Source organism: Bacillus sp. Root920 (genome assembly GCF_001429445.1).
Taxonomy (GTDB): Bacteria; Bacillota; Bacilli; order Bacillales; family Bacillaceae; genus Bacillus; species Bacillus safensis.
This window is the reverse complement of record NZ_LMJV01000001.1, coordinates 1,876,524-1,899,040: the sequence shown is the minus strand read 5'-3', so window position 1 is coordinate 1,899,040 and position 22,517 is coordinate 1,876,524. Positions and strand designations below refer to the sequence as shown.

Genomic DNA, 22,517 nt, shown 5'->3' with positions numbered 1-22,517 from the left:
TAATAAAATTAGAATTATCGTGGCTCAACAATCAATTTGATGGCTGTTCTTTCTTCTCCATCGATCAGAATGTCAGTAAAGGCTGGAATGCATATCAAATCCACTCCGCTTGGCGCGACAAATCCCCTTGCAATGGCGACAGCCTTAACCGCCTGATTCAGTGCTCCAGCGCCGATTGCTTGTATTTCCGCTGCACCGCGTTCACGTAAAACGCCGGCTAATGCTCCTGCTACTGAATTCGGATTTGACTTTGCTGAAACTTTTAAAATTTCCATTTCTGCTCCCCCTTAAATTTACAATGGATAAGTGAGTGTTCATTAGAACAATCTTTGTTAGATGATGCTATTTTTTTGAAAATCCATCCCCAAAATGTTTTTCAAAAATAGCAGGCTACCTACCATTTTTACTATATTCACGATAGAGGGCACATATTCCTTCTTTCTGATTAATATTTTTCTGAAATAAATATGTGAACATTTATTCAAAGAAAATATGGTCATCATTTATCAAAATTCGATCAATTTTGACAGCTTTTTTCGACTGTTCGTCAATTTCTACGATTACTGCACTTAACGTCGTGCGGCCTTCTGCAATTTCAAACCGGACTGGGAGACTTGTTTTGAATCGTTTAATGATCGTTTCTCGGTCAACACCTAAAATGCCATCATAAGGTCCTGTCATCCCGACATCTGAAATATACGCAGTTCCTTTTGGCAATACGCGGTTATCTGCTGTTTGAACATGTGTATGCGTTCCAACGACACATGATGCACGGCCGTCTGTATACCAGCCCATCGCCTGCTTTTCACTTGTGGCTTCACCATGAAAATCAATAAAAATAAACGGTGTCCGTTTGGATGCTTCCGCAATTAATTCATCTACTTTTTGAAATGGGCAGTCAATTGGCGGTAAAAACGTACGTCCTTGCAGGTTGATGACAGCCAATTCTTTTCCTTGTTTTTTAATAAACGTGAGACCTTTTCCAGGTGTGCCTTCTGGGAAGTTAGCAGGACGGACCATATTAGCTGCATCATCGATGAAATCGAAAATGTCTCTTTTATCCCATGTATGGTTGCCCATTGTGAGCACATCAGCTCCTGCTTGCAGCAGCTCATGATAGATTTTTTCAGTTAGACCTTTCCCGTGAGCAGCATTTTCTCCGTTGACAATGGTAAAGTGCGGCTGATATTTTTTCTTCAGCTTTGGCAAGTATTCTTTCAGTGTGTCTCTGCCAGGTGAACCGACAATATCTCCAACAAATAATATTTTCATGCGCTTTTGAACCCTTTCTCTTTTAAATTGATCTTCTTATCAGTGTTGCATATTTACACAAAAAAATAAAGCGGCGCTAAGCGCACCGCTCTATTTTGCATACTCTACTGCGCGAGTTTCTCGAATGACTGTCACTTTAATGTGACCAGGGTAATCGAGCTCGTCCTCAATTCGCTTACGAATATCCCTTGCTAGACGGTGAGCTTCAAGATCATTAATTGAATCTGGCTTCACCATAATACGTACTTCACGTCCAGCCTGTATCGCAAACGATTTTTCAACACCTTCATAAGATTCAGAGATATCTTCTAATTTTTCAAGTCTCCGAATGTAATTTTCAAGCGTCTCACTTCTTGCACCAGGGCGTGCTGCAGATAATGCATCAGCTGCCGCAACAAGAACAGCGATAATAGATGTCGGTTCTTGGTCACCGTGGTGAGAGGCAATACTGTTGATGACAACAGGATGCTCTTTATATTTCGTCGCAAGCTCAACGCCAATTTCTACGTGGCTTCCTTCTACTTCGTGATCAATGGCTTTTCCAATGTCATGCAGAAGACCTGCTCGTTTTGCAAGCTTTGCATCTTCTCCAAGCTCTGAAGCCATGAGACCTGCAAGATGTGCAACCTCAATTGAATGCTTCAGGACATTTTGTCCATAACTTGTACGGAATTTTAAGCGTCCGAGAATTTTGATCAGATCCGGATGCAGACCGTGAACTCCGACTTCGAATGTCGTTTGCTCACCCATCTCGCGGATATAATCATCGACTTCACGGCGTGATTTTTCCACCATTTCTTCAATTCGTGCAGGATGAATGCGGCCATCCTGGACTAGCTTGTCCAGAGCTATCCTCGCTGTTTCACGTCTAATCGGATCAAAGCCCGATAGTATAACAGCTTCAGGTGTATCATCTATGATCAAGTCAATACCTGTTAACGTTTCTAACGTACGGATATTTCGTCCTTCACGTCCGATAATACGACCTTTCATCTCATCATTTGGAAGATTGACTACAGATACCGTTGTTTCAGCCACATGATCAGCTGCACAACGCTGTAACGCAAGTGAAAGAATATTTTTCGCCTTTTTGTCAGCCTCTTCTTTCGCTCGGTTTTCAGATTCTTTCGTCATGACTGCAATGTCGTGGGAAAGCTCATTTTCAACTTGATCCAGAATGATTTGTTTCGCTTCATCTCGAGTTAGACTTGAAATACGTTCCAACTCGGCTTTCTGCAAACGAATCATATCATCCACTTTGCTTTCCATCTCTTCAATATGTTGTTGTCGTTCATTCAGAGAATGATCTCTCTTCTCCAACAGGGACTCCCGTTTATCTAAAGATTCGTCTTTGCGATCAAGATTTTCCTCTTTTTGAAGTAAACGGTTTTCTTGTCTTTGAAGCTCATTTCGTCTTTCACGAACTTCTTGCTCCGCCTCTACACGAAACGAATGAATTTCATCTTTCGCTTCCAAGAGCGCTTCTTTCTTCAATGCTTCCGCATCACGCTTTGCATCCTCAACAATTTGTTCGGCCATGTTTCTTGCGCCGGATATTTTTGCTTCTGCAATGGTTTTACGAACAAAGTAGCCAACAACTAAACAGATTAGGCTCAGCAAAATGGAGATGATCGTAAACATCGTAGGCGACATATTTTCACCTCCTCTTGCTATGAACTTGGTTTTACAAATAAAGTGTCGGCATGTACATTGTTTTGTGTCTCAACATACAGGGCCTTCACAGGGAATGAGATCCTCACTGCCCTTGTCAAGTTTAAATTAGTTATCAATCATGTTAAGAAAAACAAGTGATACATTCCCATTGTAATTGTGTCGGAAATACTTGTCAAGCTAGCTATCTTAGCGTTTGCAAAAGCAGATCAGAATTATTCTTGATTCAGCAGCTGATATACTTTATTGTTCACTTGGCCCAGTTTAGTGTTATTTTGTATATTTGAGAACAAAACAACGATGGTTTGCCCAGATTTGCTAAAGCTGTTCAAAATGTTGAAGCCCGGCATGACACCATGGTTTGAATAGCTACCGGGAGCAACATAAAATCCCATTCCGTATGTGGAGCTGCTTCCTGGCGTAAACATCTTTTTATAGCTCTTCTGTGAATACAGTTTGCCGTCTATCAGGGCTTGGTCAAATTTGTACATATCTATAGCACTCATATAAATATCTCCAGCACCGTAAAGCTGAGATAGATCGGGCATATACGGTGTAACCGCTTTGCTGCCTTTCAGCTTATACCCGACAGCAGGATAAGGTTCTTTTTCATATGTTTTGTAAAAGCCTGCATGCGTCATTCCCGCCGGTTTAAAAATATGATTCGTTATATATTGTTCATAGGACTCACCGCTTACTTCAGCCACAATATAAGCAAGAACAGAATAGTTGGAATCCTTGTAGCCCCATATGCCCGGCTGCCGATGAATTCCCTGACGTTCTATGTCTTTTATTAATTCGTCCGGAGTAATTGCGCCATTTCCTTCAATATGTCCGTTTATTCCCGATGTATGTGTCAGCAGATTTTTCAAAGTAATCGTTTGTCCGTTAGGGAAATGAGGTAAATACGTGCTTACCGGAGCACTTGTCTGAAGTTTCCCCTTTTCCTCAAGCTGCAAAATAGCGGTTGCAATCAGCGCTTTTTGTGACGAACCGACATAAAAAGATGTTAATGGATTATTTTGAATTTTTCGTTTACGGTCTGCATAACCAAAACCTTTATTTGTTACAATTTCTCCATTTCTAACAATCATGGCTGTTCCGCTGAAACCGATCTCATTTAAATAACTGCTGATTTTGTGATTGCGGTCCACTGTTTTGATTTGTTTCTCTGATATTTTGGCGGTTTTCCTTTTAACTTCTTTTTTCTGGCTATTTTCTAAAGCTACTGCAGTTTTTTGAAACGGGTTGTTCTCTTCACTAGTTCGATGAAGCACATTCCACATCGTTAAGCAAATCATCGCGGCTAAAAAAACAAGCACAAGTTTTCCCCTCTGACTTGGTTTTCTCCCTCTGCGTTTGGCAGTTCTTCTGCGGGTCGGGCTTGTCATTATTTTTTCCTCCCAAAATAAATTCCATTTTGTACACTTTAGACGGATGAAGTACTGAAAAAGTTGTCGAAAGTTTTTTGCAAAATAAAAAAGGCTGAGTTTTTTCACCCAGCCTTTTTTATCATTTCATACTAATTTTATTTTTATTCTAATTCTAATTGTTCTAGCGCCTCTTCAGATTCCTGCTGCGTTACTCCGTTAGTATCCAAGCCGTAATGTTCGCGAATTTGCTCCTGGATCATCAGCATGATATCTTTATTTTCTTTTAGGAACTGTTTCGCATTTTCACGGCCTTGTCCAAGACGTTCCTCTTGGTAAGAATACCAAGCACCGCTCTTTTGTACGATATCTAGCTCGCTTCCAAGGTCGATGATTTCTCCCTCTTTTGAGATCCCTTCACCGTACATAATGTCTACTTCGGCAATACGGAATGGCGGTGCTACTTTGTTTTTGACCACTTTAATTCTCGTTTTATTCCCCATAATGTCATTGCCTTGTTTCAGCTGTTCAGCACGGCGCACTTCTAAACGAACAGACGAATAGAACTTCAGCGCACGTCCACCTGGCGTTGTTTCAGGGTTACCGAACATGACCCCAACTTTTTCACGAATTTGGTTAATAAAGATGGCAATTGTTTTTGATTTATTGATAGCACCTGATAGTTTACGAAGTGCTTGGGACATCAAACGTGCTTGAAGACCAACGTGTGAATCACCCATATCTCCTTCAATCTCTGCTTTTGGTACAAGAGCAGCTACAGAGTCAATAACAACAATATCAACTGCCCCGCTGCGGACAAGAGCTTCTGCAATTTCAAGTGCTTGCTCTCCTGTATCCGGCTGAGAAAGTAACAATTCATCAATGTTGACACCTAGTTTTTGAGCGTAAACTGGATCGAGTGCATGCTCTGCATCAATAAATGCAGCTTGTCCTCCCTGCTGCTGAACTTCAGCAATGGCATGAAGGGCTACTGTCGTTTTACCAGAACTCTCTGGACCATATACTTCGATAATACGGCCGCGGGGATATCCGCCTATTCCAAGCGCAGTATCAAGTGCTAACGAACCACTAGGTACTGTTGAAATACGTGTATCTGTTTGCTCTCCTAGTTTCATAATAGAGCCTTTACCAAACTGTTTTTCTATTTGTTTAAGAGCCATATCTAAGGCTGCTTGACGATCACTCATTCTATTGTTTCCTCCTTTATCAATTCCACTATCTATACTATACCTTGTTTTACGTCATTTGCCAAGAAAAAAACGAACACATATTCGATTTTTTTCTCGGCAGATTTTTTAAGAAAAGAGTGTTTTCTATTAGAAAAAACGCTCTTTTATAAAGGAGTAAACCTAACAAAAAACAAAATTAACTCTCTTTTAATAAGTTGAGTAAGTGATGCAGACCATATTTCACAGCGCGCTTTCGAATGCCCGACCGGCTACCTGTAAACATCCATTCAAACACGTCCGTCTGGTCTTTCGTAGATAGTCCAATGAACACTTTTCCAACAGGCTGACCCTCTTGGGTATCAGGTCCTGCTACACCCGTAAAGCTAATGCCAATATCACTTCCGGTCAGCTTTCTAACCCCTTCAGCAAGCTCTAAAGCACACTCTTTGCTGACAGCACCATGAGAAGACAGTGTTTCTTCCCGGCAGCCAAGTACCTGCTGCTTGACTTGGTTTGTATAACAAACCACACTTCCGTTCAAAATGGATGATGCTCCTTCGAGATCTGTCAGCCATTCGGAGAACATTCCGCCAGTCAGGCTTTCTGCTGCTGCTACTGTTTTCCCGTGCTCGTGCAAGGCTTTGGACGCTTCGCGGACAAGTGATGTATCACCATATCCGTAGAAGTACTCTCCTACCCGCGCTAAAATTTGCGCTTCTGTTTCTTTTAACAGACGCTCTGTTTCTTTTTCATCCTCATGCTTAGCAGTCAGCCTTAGCGTCACTTCACCGTCAGATGCGAGTGGTGCAATCGTCGGGTTGGTTTGAGCATCAATTAAATCTTCTAGGTCTGTTTCAAGCTGCGATTCACCGATTCCGAAGAAGCGCAGAACAACAGACACGATCTTTTCCTTTAAGCCAAGCTTCTCAGAAATCAGCGGCTTTGCCTCGTTTTCAAACATCGGGTGCAATTCACTTGGCGGTCCAGGAAGAAGCATATAAAACGTATCGTCTTCTTGAATAAACATACCCGGGGCCATCCCGAAACGGTTCACGAGCACATCAGATCCTTCTAGAACGAGTGCCTGCTTACGGTTGTTCGGTGACATAACGCGGCCGGTCTTTCGAAAGTAGTCTTGAATCGATTCAAATGCTTCTTCATTTAGTACAAGCTCTTTCCCAAGCGTGCTCGCAATGGTTTCTTTTGTTAAGTCATCTTTGGTTGGTCCAAGACCACCCGAGAAGATAATAAAATTAGATCTTTCCTGCGCCACCTGAATGGCCTGTTTTAAACGCTCTGGATTGTCACCAACTGCTGTGTGGTAATAAACATTCACACCAATTTCAGCTAGTTGTTTGCTGATGAATTGTGCATTCGTATTCGTAATTTGCCCTAGCAATAGTTCGGAACCGACTGCAATAATTTCTGCTTTTCTCTCTGACTTCAAAGCGTACACGTCCTTTTTAGTTAGAATTCTTTAAAGTTTCCCAGTTTTTTACAAAGTAATCCCAGCCTGAGACAACAGTGAAGAACACCGCTACCCACATCGCCAGATCACCAAACGGGAATGATACAAGTTCAAACGGCAGGTTATGCAGTAAAAGTGCTGAAATCGCAATGATCTGCGCCCATGTCTTCACCTTTCCAAGCATATTCGCTGCCACTACTTCACCGCCTCCGGCTAATACAAGCCTTAGACCAGTTACAGCAAATTCACGGCTGATGATCACAATCGCCATCCATGCCGGTGTGAGGTTGTATTGAACAAGTATAATTAAAGCAGCTGAAACAAGCAATTTATCTGCAAGCGGATCTAAAAATTTACCAAAGTTCGTCACTAAATTAAGCTTACGTGCGTAGTATCCATCAATCCAGTCAGTTGTTGAAGCGACAATAAACAGGATCGCTCCAACAAGGTGCGTCACTTCGATGCTGACGTCGCCAAAGCGCGCAACACCCCAATCTAGCGGTGCAAGCATAATAATCATAAAAACAGGGATCAAGGCGATCCTAGAAAGGGTTATTTTATTCGGTAAGTTAAACATGAAATCCAATCCTCCAATAATGCAATTTTTTTATGTATATAATAGTAGGAACAAAAGAAAAGTCATCTACTTGCTTAAGATGACTTTTCCTTTCCTTTATTCACAATCACAATGTTTTGTGTCATGGTGTTCTTAGGGTCTAATTCGTACTTAAGTGTCTCGTCATTTACCTTGATATCAATTCCAGACGCATTGCCTAGACGGATATCGACCTGAGAAAGATCAGACAGGTCTGTTTTAAACGATTCGCCATCTTTTAGTTCGCCCATCTTCAACACTTTTCCAGATTCGTCTCTTACACGCAACCATGAAGCTTGCGAGGCAGAAATTTTTAACTCCATTTCGTCTGCACCTGATACTTCATACGTTGTTGTCGAGCCTTCTGTATTCGTCGCCTTTAATGATACAGTTTCATCGTCTTTTGATGAATCATCTTTTTTAGATGATTTTTCTTTATCATCTGACGAAGCTTTTTCTTTTTTCTTTTGATCTTTTGCAAGAGATGAATCCTTAGATACTTCATATTTAGATTCTGATTGCTGAGGGGCCGCCTGATTATTCTTCTGTCCGCTATCATGATTGACCGCCTGCACGATCACATAAATGATGGCGATGACCACAATGATGCCTCCAATAATTAAAATTGTCGGCAATAGTTCAAGCACTTTCGAGGCAGGCTTTGGCAGCTCTCTTTGCGGCTTAATATTCGATAATTTATCAGATACTTCATCGTTATACGTGCTTGGAACATCTTTACGAAATTCTTCGAACAATTGTTCAGGATTCAGTCCAACGGCTTCGGCATATTGTTTAATAAACGCTCTGACGTAAAATTTACCTGGAATAATATCATAGTTTCCTTGTTCGATTGCTAGCAAATAGCGCTTTTGGATCTTGGTCACCGCCATCAGATCCTCCAGCGACATCCCTTTTTCCTCTCTGGCCTCAACGAGCCGTTTTCCCAATTCAGTCAAAACAAACACCTACCATTACCATATTAAAAATCGAAGCCAGAAAAACCAGAATGATCAAACACTTGTGGTTCTTCAGCGTGTTCATATGTAATCTCTTCGTCTGCGCTATTCCGCAATTCAATGATATAGTCGAAATCATCCATTGTATATTCTGAATTTTGAATAAAGATGTCTGGATGCTCGACCACCTTCGTTGCCGGCAGTCTCATAATTTCCCTTAAAAGCTGCAAATGCTTCTCAGAACCTCTTCTTGTCGACACAATCCCATCAATAATAAAGACGTTATCTGGGCTGTATTCATCTGCGATCAGCTGACTTCGGATCGTCTGTTTCAAAAGAGTTGATGATACAAACAGCCATCTCTTGCTGGCACAAACACTTGAAGCCACAATTGATTCTGTTTTTCCGACACGCGGCATTCCGCGAATCCCAATCAATTTATGTCCTTCTTTTTTAAAGAGTTCAGCCATAAAATCAACAAGAAGACCGAGCTCGTCTCTTTCAAAACGGAACGTCTTTTTGTCATCGGCATCACGCTGTATGTATCTTCCATGACGAACAGCTAAGCGGTCACGCAGCTTCGGCTGTCTTAATTTCGTTACTTTTATCGTTTCCATTGTATTTAAAATTGATTCAAGCCGCTTTATTTGATCTGTGTGGTCACAGCGTAAAAGCATTCCGCGTCTTGATACATCAACACCATTGATTGTCACAATATTAATTGAAAGCATCCCCATTAGAGAAGAAATGTCTCCTAAAAGTCCGGGACGGTTTACCTGTATCTCATATTCAAAATACCATTCGAGCTTTGCCAAATGATATTACCCCCTTCATTGTGGCAAATTTTTACCTTCCTTTATCATAAAGCATTTTCACATTTTTAGAAAGCACAATGTTGTCAAACGGTTAAAATAAAAAGAGAGGCACAATCGACCTCTCTTTTTGTTTAGTGCGAGCTATTATTTTCAACTAGCTTGACCATCATATTTGCAATGGCACGCTGCTCATCTTCTGATGCAACGCTCCAAAGGTCAGCAAGTACTCTTTCCTGCTCGTTCTTTGCGTCAACTTCGTTAGCTAGATATCCGCCAATTTCATACGCAAGGTTATTGATGGTCTCATCTTCTAAACCTTTATCCTGCGCATGATTTAAGCGATCACCTAAAAAGTTTTTCCAATGGTCCCAGTTCTCAAGTACAGACATGTCTATTCCTCCATTCGAAAAGATGAATTACAGCCATAGCTTTTGTCATGGAGAGACGAATTATACACGTTTTTTAACAGTACCAGCCGCCATTGACAGATAAAATTTGACCTGTGATATAACTTGACTGTTTTGAGGCGAGAAACCAAATGACATCTGCAACTTCCTCAGGGGATGCAAGCCGGCCAAGCGGAATTTCTTCTTCCAGCATTGTGATGTCTTCCTGCGTAAAACGATTCATCATGTCTGTTTTGACAGCACCTGGCGAGACAGCATTTGCTCTAATTCCACTTGGAGCAAGCTCTTTTGCTAATCCTTTGATAAACGCATTTTGCGCACCTTTGACCATGCTGTACAGCACTTCACACGATGCTCCCGTTTCTCCCCATATCGAGCTGACCGCAATGATATGGCCTGCTTTCTTTCGAATCATGGCGGGTAAAAGGGATTGGGTAAGCTCATATGGACTTGTGACATGAAGCTGCACCATACTGGCTAATACGTCTTTTTCTGTGTCTGTCACCAATCCGACATGGCTTCTGCCGCTATTTAAAACAAGAATATCTGGACAGAGCGGCAGACGGCTGACAAGCTCATCTGCTCCGCCCGTTTTAGATAAATCGGCTTGAACAACGTGCGTTTGAATGGAATATGCCTCATCCAAATGAGCGGCGAGGCGCATAGCTGCCTGTTCATTTTTATGATAATGGAGCATCACATGGCAGCCTTCTTGGGCAAGCTTTTTCGCTGCTGCCTGCCCAATCCCGCCACTGGCACCTGTTATCAGCGCCCAACGACTCATCACATTGATTCCTTCTTTCTATATAGAATACCTATTCTTTTCGTTTAAATGGGAACCAGTTGGCTGATCCGAACAATTTCACCATCACAGGTACGAACAATGGTAGCACAACGAGTGCGTACAGTAAAAGTCCTGTAAGGACAAGTGTTGCAATCTGCAAGAGAGACAGCACACCTGATGGAAGCATGGCGGCAAATGTTCCTGCCAAAATAACAGCAGCAGACATAATGACAGACCCCATATTTTTCATCGATTCAGTCATGGCAAACTGGATGTCTTTTGTTTTGTATTCATTGAACCGCTCCATTAAGAAAATCGAATAATCGACTCCGAGCGCCATTAATATGACAAATCCAAAGAATGGTACAGCCCAGTTAATGCCTGGATATCCGAAGAAATGGGTGAAAATAAATTCTGTTACACCGATTGCTGTAAAGTAAGTCAATATGAGTGAACCTACCAAGTAAAGCGGCATGACAAGCGAACGGAACAAGATCACCAAAATAAGGAAAATACCAATCATCATATAAAGCACTGTCTTATTGAAATCTTGGTCTGACAGTTGTTTCAGATCAGCATTCATACTTGAGACACCTGAGACGCCAAATGAAGCATCTTTTAGGTTTGTTTCAGGAAGTGCCCGCTCGACAGAAGCTTCCACTTGTTTAATCGTCGACAAGGCGTCATTTCCATATGGATTTTTCTCTAAAATGACATCAATCTTTGTCATCTTGCGATCATCTGACATGTACGAATCAAATACTTGCTTGAATGCTTTATTTTTCAAGACGTCTTTTGGAATAAACCAGCCGGCCATGTCTTGATCTGGTGCATTTTTCAGTTCGTCTAAGTAGTCGCCTGCACCCATTAAGCCGCTCGAAATTTTCTCCAGTCCATTTACACTTTTGTTCAGGCCATCTGTCAGCTTGGTCAGGTTATCCCCAAAGCCGCCAATCTTTTCTTTCATTTGCTTTTGGCCATTCATGATGTCGCCCGCTCCATTTGCAAGCTTTGGCATATTGTCGGCTAATTGTCCTTGACCTTTAGACGTTCGATCCAGTCCATTTTCAACTGCATCTAAGCCAGCAATGAGTTCATCGATTTGATTCGTCAAGACTTTTTGCTGCTCAGAAGCTTTTGCGATAAAGGCATCAGCTGCTTCAAGCTGCTTTCTAGCTTCTTTCGCTTGTTTGGCATAGCTGTCTGCCTGTTTCGCCCCTTCTTGTAAGGTCGCAGAAAGTTCATTGTACGAAGCTTTAATGGCTTGATACGATTGATTTTCTTTTACCTGCGGGATTTGCTTTTCAAGGGTACTAAATTGTGTATTTGCTTGTTTAATTAACGCTTTTACATCTGCTGCGGCAGAGGATGACGTATCCACTTGCGCTAATGCTGCCTTTAATTCTTTGGAAATGCTTTTATATAGTGAAACTTGCTGATTCACTTGTGCGACTTGAGCCATTAATTCCTTTTTTGCACCTTTGATTTCATCTTTAATGGCTGCTACACCTTTTTTATTTTGGTCGATGCCGTTTTGCAATTTTCTTAAGGATTTTTCAACATTTTGAATCCCTGTTTGCACAGATTCTGTACCAGATATCAATTTGTTAATGCCTTTTCCTGATGATTTGATTTGCGGTGTTTGATCCTCAATGGATTGACTCATTGTCGTCAGTGCATCTTGGATGTTTTTCAAGCCCTCATTGCTTTTATCAAGTCCTGTGTTCAGTTCTTTGGCTTGTGATTTCACGTACAGATCACTCAGCCCTTTACCGACAGGACGTGTGGCACTTCTCACTTTACTGACCCCATCTGTTTGTTCAATTGCACGGCTGAGTTTTTCGATGGCAATCAGCCCTTCATTGTTGTCTAAAAGGTCAGATGATTTCACGACCACTGTTGCCGGAAGTGCTTCACCCGGTCCAAACTTATCAGAAATGGTATTGAATGCGTTAACCGATTCGTATTTATTACCAATTTCATCTAAGCTGTTATAAGAAAGAGTTCCTTTATACATGAGAATTGGCGGAAGCGTAATGATTCCTACAATTAATAAGCTGAAAAGCGGTTTCTTAAATGAAAAACGGCCTGCTGTTTCCCACATTTTTGACTGCGGATGGGCAATATCACCTTTAATCGGCCAAAATAACACCTTTCCTAAAACTGCCATAAAGAACGGCACAATCGTGAGAAGAGCTACAATGAGCACAGCAACCCCAACTGCTACTGCAACAGCTGATTTATAAAGCTGGAATTGTGCCAGACCAATACATGTAAAGCCGATCAGCACTGCAATTCCGCTGAATAAGACGGTCTTTCCTGCTGTTTTATACGTAATCAGAATCGCTTCAATTTTATCTTTACCGTGTGCGATCTCTTCCTTAAAGCGGCTGAGAAGCAGTATGCAGTAGTCCGTTCCAATTCCAAACATGATCGCGACCATAAAGATCTGAGTAAAGGTCGAGAGCGGAAAGTCTACATATTTCACTAAATAAGCCACGATTGATTGACTCACCAAGTAAGACAGTGCCACTGCGACTAACGGAACGAAAGGCGCCACAGCTGACCTAAAAACAAGAATAAGGACAACGAGAATAAACCCAATCGTAATGAATTCTGTTTTCTTCAGGCCTTCCTGCGAACTTGTGATAACATCATCATCAATTAACGGCTGCCCTGTCATTTCAAATTTCAGGTTTAAGCTTTTCAGCTTTTCATTGACTCTTTCTTTAAAATCGGACGCTTTGATTTTGTTTGAGTCATATGTAACTGGAACAAGGAGTGTCGTTTGATCTTTAGAGAGCATTTGTTTTTTGATATCTTTATTGGCTTCAAAGTAAGAAGTGATGTCCTCTATGTGGAGATCTTGATCTTTTTCTAAAATATTCATTGCCTTTTTTAAAGATGTTTCTCTTTCTTTCACAATGTTCTTTTCTTGAAAGACAATGACGATTGATTTTTCTGTATCGCCGTTTTCAGACATTTTCTTTAATAACTGATTGGCATATGAGGACGGATAGCCGTCTGGTACAGAAATTTGCCCCTTTTCTTTTGTTAATTGCGCCATATTAGGAGCGGTGATGAGTAACACTGCCGCTAATACGATCCACAAGATCGTGATCAGCCATCTACCCTTTATGATTGCTCTCATTAGTACTTTGTGCCTCCTCTTCGATGATCACTTGATAGATCTTTTCATATGTTTGAATAAATGATTCCATTTCTTTTTCTTCAAGCTTTTCAAAATAAGATCGAACTAGGTCTTGAAGCTGCTTTTCCATTCGGCTGACCACTTCTTTGCCCTCTGGCGTGACGTACAGGTGAACATTCCTTCTGTCAGCTTGATCATGTTCACGAAAAATATAGTTTTTCGTAAAAAGACGATTAGTCATGGATGTTACAGCACTTTTGTTTACATTACATACATTAGCAAGGTCCGTAGATGTACACCCTGGATGTAAATTGATGTATCGAAGCGAGTAATATTGATCAAGCGTCAGCTCTTTATCAAGCTTTTCGGTGATCATACTCGAGACTTTTTTCTCCATCCAGAGATAGACATCTGCATACCTCTGGATGAGCTGGGCAATTTTATTTTGTTCCATACGCTGCTCCTTTTTAGTTTAAGTGTTTAACTATTAAAGAGTTTAACTAATGTCCAAAACAATTGTCAATGAATATCCTTACAAATAAAACGGCTTTTTCAATGAACATAAAAAAGACAAACTCTGCCGATATGAGTTTGTCTTTTTAAATTTATTTTGTTTTTGGGACGACTTTGAAAACAGACATCCGTTCTTCATCAATTTCTTCATCTAAAATTTGCTGAATATCAGCTAATTGAATTTGTTCCAGCATTGTGACGACATCAAATAAGCTCATGTCTAAGAATGCATATCGAGTAAATTGGTTCGCAATATATTCTGGAGAATTCATGGCTTTTAAAAAGCTGCCGATTTTTTTCTTGCGCGCGAGTTCAATTTTCTCTTCTGTCATGAGGCTTTTTGCTTGAAGAAGGGTTTCTTTTAATACCTTTGCAAGTTGATCAGGATCATTTGTATCCCCACCAACTGAAGTGAAGCCAAAGCCGCCCTCTTCTGTATAATCGTAGCTGAATGTTTCATCAATTAAGCCTTTTTCATACATCTGTTCATATTGTAAGGAGCTTTTGCCAAACAGCGTCTCTAAAATGAGGTTCATCCCAAGCTCATGCTTTAGCAGCTGATTTCCTTTTTTATGCGGATTCTTTGTTTTCAAACCGAACATACATTTAGAGCCTTGTACGTTCATTGGAAGTTCGTATTCTTTCCGGTACACACCTTCAGGCTCATTGATGTCTTTTCTTTTGATCTCTGGCTGGTCTGTAAATGGCTTTTTCGCCTGATTCGCTCTGACTTGATCTAAAATTTGCTTCGGATCAACAGGCCCGACGACGAATAGAAGCATATTGCTCGGATGATAGAACGTTTCATAACATTCATACAAATGATCTTTTGTAATAGGGGCAATGCTCTCTACTGTTCCAGCAATATCTATTCTCACAGGATGCTCTTGATATAAATTTTCAATCAGACCAAAGAATAAACGCCAGTCCGGATTGTCATCATACATGTTAATTTCTTGACCAATGATGCCCTTTTCTTTTTCGACTGTTTTTTCAGTAAAATAAGGCTCTTGAACAAAATCAATGAGTGTCTCAAGGTTTTGTTCGACATTTGAGGTGCTTGAGAATAAATAAGCCGTTCTCGTAAACGTTGTAAAAGCGTTTGCGGATGCTCCCTGTTTACTAAATGTATGAAACACGTCTCCATCTTCTTTTTCAAACAGCTTATGCTCTAAGAAATGGGCAATTCCGTCAGGCACTCGAATCATGTCTTCTTTTCCAAGCGGCACAAATTCGTTATCGACAGAGCCATATTTTGTTGTAAAGGTCGCATAGGTTTTGTTAAACCCTTGCTTTGGCAGCACATAGACGTCAAGTCCGCTTTCCATTTTTTCGTGATAGACCGTTTCTTGCAGCTGATCGAATTGAATTGTTTTCACTGTCATGAAGCACCCTCCGTTCCTTTAAGAAAATAGGTCGTATCCCATTCGATTTTCTGACCCACTTTGATGATGTCCTCTTTTGTCACTCGGTCTAATGCTTCTAAAAAGGAATCAAGGGTTTCCCCAGTTGGCACAACGGCATGCTGATACAAATATTCTGCTGTTCCATATGACGTATCGATCGTTTCAAGTAGCTGGTTTTTGACGACTGCTTTTGTTTGATCCATTGCTTCATCTGAAAAATCACCTTTTTGCATCGCTTCAAATTGTTCTTTGATGATGTCCACTGCCTGCTGGTAGTTGCCGACTTCAATTCCTGACATGACCATCATCAAGCCTTTAAAGCTCTCAAGTCTAGACACAGCGTAGTAAGCAAGACTTGCCTTTTCCCGAACATTAATGAATAGCTTAGAATGCGAGAAACCGCCGAATATGCCATTAAACAAATGCAGTGCCGGATAATCTTTATCTGCAATCGTTGTATGTGTGCGAAAGCCGATATTCAGCTTGCCTTGTTTTACGTCCTCTTCATCAATGACTTCTTTTGGTTCATTTTGAGCTCTTGCTGATTTAGTCTGCTTTTTGACTGGTTCTCTTTCACTTGTTTTAAAGTATTGGGAAACCATACGGCTAATGTCTTGTTCGTCAACATCTCCGACAACATAAAGATCAAGCTGGTTTGATTGAAGCGCATGCTCATAAGCTTCAAAGAGCGAGTGAGCTGTAATTGCGTCAATGTCTTCCATTTCACCATTGACGTGCAGTGCATATGGTTCACCTTTACACATTTCCTGCACGAGTCTTAAGTTCGAATAACGCATTTTGTCATCATAAACTGCCTGAATTCGCTGTTTTAATGTGCGTTTTTCTTGATCTACATATAATTGACTAAACACCCCTTCTTCAACATACGGGTGGAATAATAGGTCAGATAGTAAGGCAATCCCTTTTTCTAGTAAAGGGGTTTGATCCTTTAAATATTTTTCATTCGCCATTTCTAGGCGAAAGGTAATGATATGATTCTCACCTTTTTTCGCCATGTCTGCCGAAACGGTTGCTCCATAGAGCTCATCAAAATAGGCACGCAGTGCTCCTGTTTTCGGCATCTTTTCTGTTCCTCTTAACAGCACATGCGGGAAAAGAGAACGCATGGTGACGTCATCTTTGGATAGCGGTGCAAGCATTTTAAAAAGGATTGTCACGGTTTTAAATTTTTCTGTTTTGACAATATGAGTATGAAGACCCGGTGTGTCCAGTGTCTTCTCTTGTAAGTACGTCATGAGAAACCTCCTTTGTTCATCCTATTTATTATGTATTAGAACATAGCTGATATATACGTGAAACAGCCATTTAATAGACATTATATCAATCAGAGGAAAGGATAGGAAATAAAAACGCCTCTGCTCATAGCAGAGACGCCAGTCGTTATTTCATTCTAAACGGCCACCAATTCCATTTACCAAAAATACGAACCATGACCGGAATAAAGAGGGGCAATACAACAAAAGCATATAATAAAAGTCCAATGAGTACGACTGTTGCAATTTCAACAAGCGATAATACTCCTGATGGCAGCATAGCAGCGAACGTACCTGCTAAAATGGCCACTGCAGAAATAATAACAGAACCCATATTTCTCATCGCTGATATCATCGATGCTTGTACATGCTCTCCCTTCCATTCATTAAAACGATCCATGAGGAAGATAGAATAATCGATGCCGAGCGTCACAAGAATGACAAAGCTGAAAAATGGAACAGCCCAGCTGACACCATCGTAGCCAAAAAATGTTTTAAAGATCCATTCTGTTAACCCGATTGATGTAAAATACGTTAAAATCAGTGAAAGTGTTAAGTATATCGGCATGACGATTGACCGTAATAAAATAATTAAAATAATAAAAATACCAATTAACATGAAGATAACAGTTCGAATAAAGTCACCGTCAGACGTTTCTTTTAAGTCCACATTTAAGCTTGAGATACCAGATACACCGTATTTGGCATTTTTGAGTCCACTTACAGGTAAATATTGATCAAGGGTTTCCTCAATTTTCGCGACACCTTTCATCGCTTCATTGCTGTATGGATTCACATTTAAGATGACTTCAAAAGTCGTTAATTTCCGATCTGGAGACATATACGTATGAAAGATTTGCTTAAATTCTTGGCGTTTCAGCACTTCTTCTGGAATAAACCAGCCCGTTACTTCTTCATCTGGCGCTTGCTGAAGCTGCTTTAAGTAGCCGTCAGCCTCGGTGAAGCCGCTTTTGACCTGCTCAAGCCCTTCAATACTTTCATCTAATCCATCTGTTAATAACGTAAGTTTCGATGAAAGCTGGCTAAATCCTTTTTTGATGGCTTTTTGGCCGTCTGTCAGCTGATCTGCACCATCTTCGATTTTAGGCATTTCTTTAATCAATTGTTTTTGGCCCTCATTTGTTTGATCAAGGCCGTCATAAATTTGATCAAGCCCATCCATGAGCGCTTGCACTTGGCGTTTTACTTCTTTCTGCTTGCTTGATAAGGTTTGAATCACTTGATCTGCCTGCTTGATCTTTTGCTTAAAGTGAGCGGCTTCCTCTTCATATACACTCATTTGATCCCCTGCTTGATCAAGCATTCCTTTTGTTTCTTTGAATACCTTCTTGATTTCTTTATATTCATCCATGTCTTTTACTTCTGGAAGACGATTTTCTAGTGCTTCAAATGATAGATTTTCATAGGATGCCTTTACTTTCTTAATGGTTGTCATCAGCTGCTGATTCGATTTCGCATGGCGTTCAAGTGTATTCACCACTCGCTCTAGCTCTTGAATCATCGTTTCGCTGCTGCGATATTCTTGCTCTAATTCTTTTTTCGCTTTTTTGATTTTACTTCGAATGGTGCCGACGCCTTCCTTACTGCGTCTCACCCCATCTTCTAAAGAGATTAGGGATTCCCTCACTTCTCCGATACCGCTTTTGATTGCTTTTGTTCCATCAATCAGCTGGTCAATGCCTTGAGCGGATTCTTCAATTTTTGGTTTTTGTTTGAGAAGGGCGAGATTTGTTTCGGTCAAGCCATCTGAAATTTTCCCGATTCCTTCATGGCCTTTGCCGAGTTCTCCTCCAAGCTCTTTGGCTTGAGAGGTGACATAAAGCTGGCTCAGCCCGTCCCCAACAGGACGCGTGACACTGCGGACTGTTTTGACTTCGTCAATGTCATTTAATTTACGAGTCAGTTTTTCAATCATGACAATCTTTTCTTGATTATCCAGCTTATCATCATTTTCGACAAGCACATTCAGCGGCAGCGCTTCACCAAAACCAAATTGCTCTGATATCGTATTAAATGCAGACACCGACTCATACTTATTCCCAATTTCATTTAAACTGTTATAAGACAGGGTGCCGTCGTACATAAGAATAGGAGGCACCGTAATAAGAGCGACTAACCCTAAGCTGATGAGCGGTCTTTTAAATGAAAAACGCCCAGCCCATTCCCACATTTTACTTTGCGGGTGCCGAATGTTTTCTCTTTTAGATGGCCAGAATAGAGATTTTCCGAAAACAGACATAAAAAAGGGAACGATGGTGACAAGGGCAATCAGCAGAATGCCTACTCCAACGGCAACACTAACGGCTGATTGATACAATTGGAATTTAGCAAAGCCAATACTTGAGAAGCCGACTAACACGGCTAAGCCGCTGAAAAATACCGTTTTCCCTGCACATCGATATGTGACGATAATCGACTCTTTGACATCACGGCCTTGACCGATCTCCTCTTTAAAACGGCTTAACAGCAGGATGCAATAATCCGTTCCGATACCGAACATAATGGCTACCATAAAAATCTGAGTAAAATTAGATAGAGGAAATTGTGTATATTCTACGAGAAAAGCCACAATACACCGGCTGACAGCGTAAGAAATGCCTATCGTAATGAGCGGAACAACAGGTGCCAATATCGATCTGAAAACTATGATTAAAATAAAGAAAATAAAAATCATCGTGATAAGTTCAGTTTTCTTCAGACCTTGTTGAGAGCTTTGAATGACATCTGAATCCACAAACTTTTGACCCGTTATTTCATATGAGACATGATAGGGCTTTAAAACATCCTCAATTTGTTCTTTAATCTTCACAGCTTTTGTTTCGTAGTGGTCGAATTTGAATGGAACAAGAAGTGTACTTTTATCCTTTGATAAAAGTTGTTTTTGAATGTCCGGATCTACATGAAAATACGAAGTAATTCCGTCAATGTGGAGTTCTGGGGCATTTGACATGAGTGCAGCTAAAGCCTTTTTTAATTCCTGCTCTTTCGCAGGGAACAGATGTTGTTCGGAGAATACAAGCACACCTGTATCTTTTTTCCCGTTCTTATCTGACAGCTTATCCAATAGGTGAAGTGCCTCAGCTGTTGGTGTCCCCTCCGGAACCTTTAATTGCCCTTTTTCTCTTGTTAATTCCTCTAAATCGGGCGCAGTAATAAACAGAATCACAGCTGTTATCATCCACACCACTAATACAATCCATCTTGCTTTAATTATTTGCAACATAGCTGCTTCAAGCTCCTTCTAGTTCTTCAATCAATTTGCTGTATTTGAGCGTGTCTGAAGTGCTGACTGCGTCTCCTTCAAATGGCAGGATGACCTATTCAATTGTCCTTTCGTGTTGAAGAAGCATATCTCCATCATCAGCACTGCGAGCTCAATTTCTGCCTAAAGAAAGACAGAAAATGAATGTTTTTGAACACCTCCAATTTGGGATAGTTTAAAAGATATTACTATACATTAGTTTAACTATCAAAATTTTACATGTCAATTTATAAAAAAGAAAAAAGATGGCAAAATACCATCTTTTTTCTATATTTAAACCGTTTTTAATTGTTCAGTCTCATCCTCTTCATCTGGCTGGATGAAAAAGAGGACCAAAAATAGAGAGATGAGACTGCAAATGGTCGAGAGAATAAAAACAATGGAGTCCCCTTTATCCATTAGATAGGCAAAAATCGGAGGTCCTAAAGCAACACCTATAAAACGCATACTGCTATAAAATGACGTAATGGTACCGCACTGCTCTTTTTCAATTCCTTCTGTAATCAGCGCATCAAGTGCAGGCAGCACAATACCGATGCCCACTCCGCCAATGCTTAAACAGATAAACAATACGTAAAAGCTGTGATTCCACCATAAAAAAATATAAGAAAGTGATAACAAAGCCATCCCTACAATTAAAAAGATTCTCATTTTTCCTTTTTCTTTTCCAATCGTTTTTCCAGCAATGTAGGAACTGATTGATAGAAAAAGGAGCGGAATACTCAGCAGGAGCCCTTTTTTGACGCCCTTTATTTGATAAGCCGCCTCTAGGTTATCGGATAGGTAAAAAAGCACACCAAAAAGAAGAAACATAATAAAACCGCCAATAGCAAAAATGGCATAAAGCCAGCGTCCCTCATGCTTAAAAATGGTCTTTGTTGATTTTAAAAATTCTTTAAATGTAGGCGGGTCCTCCTCTTTTTTCGACGACTCTACCATGAACAGTACCATGAGAAAGCTAATGATCGAAAAGAACGGGATGAACCAAAACGGCACAAACCAAAACCATGAAGCAAGAAGTGCCCCAATAATAGGGCTTAGTACCTTACCTGCTGTATTAGAGGTTTCAATGGCGCCAAGTCCTGCACTGACCTCTTCATCATCATGAAACAAATCTCCAATAAACGGCATAACGACAGGTGCGGCTCCAGCTGAACCAATCCCTTGAAGGACCCTTCCAAACAGAATCCACATATAAGGTTCTTTCATGATCGTTGAGGCGACTGCTGCCACAGCTCCTCCAAGTCCGGCGATTAAAAGACACGGCAGCAGTACCTTTTTCCGCCCAATCCGGTCTGATAAGTAACCGGCGATTGGAATACATAAGATGGCTACAACCGAATATACCGTAATAATGAGAGAGACTTGAAAGGAAGTAATCGAGAGTTTCTTTTCTATCTCTGGCAATACTGGTATTAACATCGAGTTCCCTAGTGTCATGATTAGAGGGACTGATGATAATGCAATGATATTCTTTTTACTGACTGTTTTCTCGCCCAACATCATTCACCCAATTCTATATACTGTTACGTATTAGTGTGGCAAGTTTAACGAGTATTATGTATGGGCAAACAAAAAGCAGCCGCCTATGGAAGCGACTGCTTATTAAAATCGTTTGCGTATGACATGAAAGCTGAATTTATCCGCTCGAAAATAATTGAGGGAGTATAAGACCGGCTGATCATCCTGATCATAGTGCATTTGTTTCAGTAATAATAACGCCGTTTCAGGGTCACAATCTAGAATCGGTGAGACCTGATCGTGGTAGCCAATTGGTTCAATGTCAGCAACTGCATATTTAATCCCGCTGTGCGGTTCTCTTCCAAACAGCTCAAAAAGAGACTCTTCTTCATGTGTAAAAGAAGCGGGAAGATGTTTGACCGGAATTTTATCTAAACAATAAACAACTGGCTGCCCATCTGCCGTTCGAACACGTTCCATTGAAAAAATCCCATCAGATTTATCACACTGAAAACGAATGACATCATTCTCTGTTGGCTCCCCTTCTTGCGAGGATAAAAAGATGGTGCCAGGCGTCATATTGACCTGCTCAATCATTTTCGTGACACTTGTCAGCTGTTCTATGCCTGTCGAAAAAAGTGGTCTTGAATTGACGAAAGTCCCTACCCCATGCCTTCTAATTAAATACTTCTCTTCTTCTAATATACGAAGGGCCTCACGCAGTGTCGCTCTGCTCACACCTAAAAGTTTTGAGAGCTCAAACTCAGAAGGCAGCTTTTCTTTTTCGGCATATACACCTGTTTGAATATCTTCTTTAATACGGTCAATCACTTTCAAATATAAATGGCGATTGTCTGTTTTGGTCGACATGTTTTCCCTCCGTCTAATCAATGCAAATGAT

At 40.8% G+C, this 22,517-nt stretch carries 18 protein-coding genes; all 18 read right to left on the bottom strand.

Annotated features, from left to right (window positions below; all coding sequences use genetic code 11):
* Positions 1-14: 14 nt before the first annotated feature.
* Entirely contained in the window at positions 15-275 is a 261-nt protein-coding gene (gene spoVS, locus ASE42_RS09260; RefSeq protein ID WP_003211281.1) for a stage V sporulation protein SpoVS, read from the bottom strand.
* Positions 276-477: 202 nt separating this feature from the next.
* Positions 478-1,272 (bottom strand): TIGR00282 family metallophosphoesterase, encoded by a 795-nt coding sequence (locus tag ASE42_RS09255; protein WP_024424109.1) that lies wholly within the window; start codon positions 1,270-1,272, stop codon positions 478-480.
* A gap of 90 nt (positions 1,273-1,362) precedes the next feature.
* Entirely contained in the window at positions 1,363-2,925 is a 1,563-nt protein-coding gene (gene rny, locus ASE42_RS09250; protein ID WP_003211958.1) for a ribonuclease Y, read from the bottom strand.
* A gap of 233 nt (positions 2,926-3,158) precedes the next feature.
* Complete coding sequence (locus tag ASE42_RS09245) at positions 3,159-4,334, bottom strand: serine hydrolase domain-containing protein (protein ID WP_056766511.1); 1,176 nt, start codon at positions 4,332-4,334, stop codon at positions 3,159-3,161.
* A gap of 143 nt (positions 4,335-4,477) precedes the next feature.
* Positions 4,478-5,521, bottom strand: coding sequence for a recombinase RecA (gene recA, locus ASE42_RS09240; RefSeq protein ID WP_039178719.1), 1,044 nt, complete (start codon positions 5,519-5,521; stop codon positions 4,478-4,480).
* A 178-nt stretch (positions 5,522-5,699) separates the two neighbouring features.
* Complete coding sequence (locus tag ASE42_RS09235) at positions 5,700-6,950, bottom strand: competence/damage-inducible protein A (protein ID WP_056766509.1); 1,251 nt, start codon at positions 6,948-6,950, stop codon at positions 5,700-5,702.
* Between the two features lie 16 nt (positions 6,951-6,966).
* Complete coding sequence (gene pgsA, locus ASE42_RS09230) at positions 6,967-7,548, bottom strand: CDP-diacylglycerol--glycerol-3-phosphate 3-phosphatidyltransferase (RefSeq protein ID WP_056766507.1); 582 nt, start codon at positions 7,546-7,548, stop codon at positions 6,967-6,969.
* A gap of 74 nt (positions 7,549-7,622) precedes the next feature.
* Positions 7,623-8,522 (bottom strand): helix-turn-helix domain-containing protein, encoded by a 900-nt coding sequence (locus ASE42_RS09225; protein WP_056766505.1) that lies wholly within the window; start codon positions 8,520-8,522, stop codon positions 7,623-7,625.
* A gap of 23 nt (positions 8,523-8,545) precedes the next feature.
* Positions 8,546-9,337 carry a DUF3388 domain-containing protein gene (locus ASE42_RS09220; protein WP_003211480.1) on the bottom strand — a complete coding sequence of 264 codons (792 nt, stop codon included), beginning with the start codon at positions 9,335-9,337 and terminating at the stop codon, positions 8,546-8,548.
* Positions 9,338-9,468: 131 nt separating this feature from the next.
* Positions 9,469-9,726, bottom strand: coding sequence for a DUF3243 domain-containing protein (locus tag ASE42_RS09215; RefSeq protein ID WP_056766502.1), 258 nt, complete (start codon positions 9,724-9,726; stop codon positions 9,469-9,471).
* 73 nt (positions 9,727-9,799) lie between these two features.
* Entirely contained in the window at positions 9,800-10,528 is a 729-nt protein-coding gene (gene ymfI / locus ASE42_RS09210; protein ID WP_056766499.1) for an elongation factor P 5-aminopentanone reductase, read from the bottom strand.
* A 31-nt stretch (positions 10,529-10,559) separates the two neighbouring features.
* Entirely contained in the window at positions 10,560-13,679 is a 3,120-nt protein-coding gene (locus ASE42_RS09205) for an MMPL family transporter (RefSeq protein ID WP_056766497.1), read from the bottom strand.
* Positions 13,657-14,133 (bottom strand): MarR family winged helix-turn-helix transcriptional regulator, encoded by a 477-nt coding sequence (locus ASE42_RS09200; RefSeq protein WP_041109112.1) that lies wholly within the window; start codon positions 14,131-14,133, stop codon positions 13,657-13,659. Before ASE42_RS09200 ends, ASE42_RS09205 begins: the two co-directional genes overlap by 23 nt.
* A 151-nt stretch (positions 14,134-14,284) precedes the next feature.
* Complete coding sequence (yfmH, locus tag ASE42_RS09195; protein WP_025092606.1) at positions 14,285-15,577, bottom strand: EF-P 5-aminopentanol modification-associated protein YfmH; 1,293 nt, start codon at positions 15,575-15,577, stop codon at positions 14,285-14,287.
* The gene (yfmF, locus tag ASE42_RS09190; RefSeq protein ID WP_056766495.1) at positions 15,574-16,854 is read right to left on the bottom strand and encodes an EF-P 5-aminopentanol modification-associated protein YfmF; all 1,281 of its coding nucleotides are present in this window, start codon (positions 16,852-16,854) and stop codon (positions 15,574-15,576) included. Before yfmF ends, yfmH begins: the two co-directional genes overlap by 4 nt.
* 145 nt (positions 16,855-16,999) lie before the next feature.
* Entirely contained in the window at positions 17,000-20,116 is a 3,117-nt protein-coding gene (locus tag ASE42_RS09185; RefSeq protein WP_056766491.1) for an MMPL family transporter, read from the bottom strand.
* 312 nt (positions 20,117-20,428) lie between these two features.
* Positions 20,429-21,658, bottom strand: coding sequence for an MFS transporter (locus ASE42_RS09180; RefSeq protein ID WP_224426564.1), 1,230 nt, complete (start codon positions 21,656-21,658; stop codon positions 20,429-20,431).
* Between the two features lie 102 nt (positions 21,659-21,760).
* On the bottom strand, positions 21,761-22,486 hold the full coding sequence (locus ASE42_RS09175; RefSeq protein ID WP_024424122.1) for a GntR family transcriptional regulator: 726 nt from the start codon (positions 22,484-22,486) through the stop codon (positions 21,761-21,763).
* Positions 22,487-22,517 lie beyond the last annotated feature (31 nt).

Bases quoted from the DNA above. Each gene is read 5' to 3' on its own strand.
- ASE42_RS09185 (WP_056766491.1), bottom strand. From the start codon at position 20,116: ATGTTGCAAATAATTAAAGCAAGATGGATTGTATTAGTGGTGTGGATG.
- ASE42_RS09215 (WP_056766502.1), bottom strand. From the start codon at position 9,726: ATGTCTGTACTTGAGAACTGGGACCATTGGAAAAACTTTTTAGGTGAT.
- ASE42_RS09180 (WP_224426564.1), bottom strand. From the start codon at position 21,658: ATGTTGGGCGAGAAAACAGTCAGTAAAAAGAATATCATTGCATTATCA.
- pgsA (WP_056766507.1), bottom strand. From the start codon at position 7,548: ATGTTTAACTTACCGAATAAAATAACCCTTTCTAGGATCGCCTTGATC.
- rny (WP_003211958.1), bottom strand. From the start codon at position 2,925: ATGTCGCCTACGATGTTTACGATCATCTCCATTTTGCTGAGCCTAATC.
- ASE42_RS09245 (WP_056766511.1), bottom strand. From the start codon at position 4,334: ATGACAAGCCCGACCCGCAGAAGAACTGCCAAACGCAGAGGGAGAAAA.
- ymfI (WP_056766499.1), bottom strand. From the start codon at position 10,528: ATGAGTCGTTGGGCGCTGATAACAGGTGCCAGTGGCGGGATTGGGCAG.
- spoVS (WP_003211281.1), bottom strand. From the start codon at position 275: ATGGAAATTTTAAAAGTTTCAGCAAAGTCAAATCCGAATTCAGTAGCA.
- yfmF (WP_056766495.1), bottom strand. From the start codon at position 16,854: ATGACGTACTTACAAGAGAAGACACTGGACACACCGGGTCTTCATACT.
- ASE42_RS09255 (WP_024424109.1), bottom strand. From the start codon at position 1,272: ATGAAAATATTATTTGTTGGAGATATTGTCGGTTCACCTGGCAGAGAC.
- ASE42_RS09200 (WP_041109112.1), bottom strand. From the start codon at position 14,133: ATGGAACAAAATAAAATTGCCCAGCTCATCCAGAGGTATGCAGATGTC.
- recA (WP_039178719.1), bottom strand. From the start codon at position 5,521: ATGAGTGATCGTCAAGCAGCCTTAGATATGGCTCTTAAACAAATAGAA.
- ASE42_RS09205 (WP_056766497.1), bottom strand. From the start codon at position 13,679: ATGAGAGCAATCATAAAGGGTAGATGGCTGATCACGATCTTGTGGATC.
- ASE42_RS09175 (WP_024424122.1), bottom strand. From the start codon at position 22,486: ATGTCGACCAAAACAGACAATCGCCATTTATATTTGAAAGTGATTGAC.
- yfmH (WP_025092606.1), bottom strand. From the start codon at position 15,577: ATGACAGTGAAAACAATTCAATTCGATCAGCTGCAAGAAACGGTCTAT.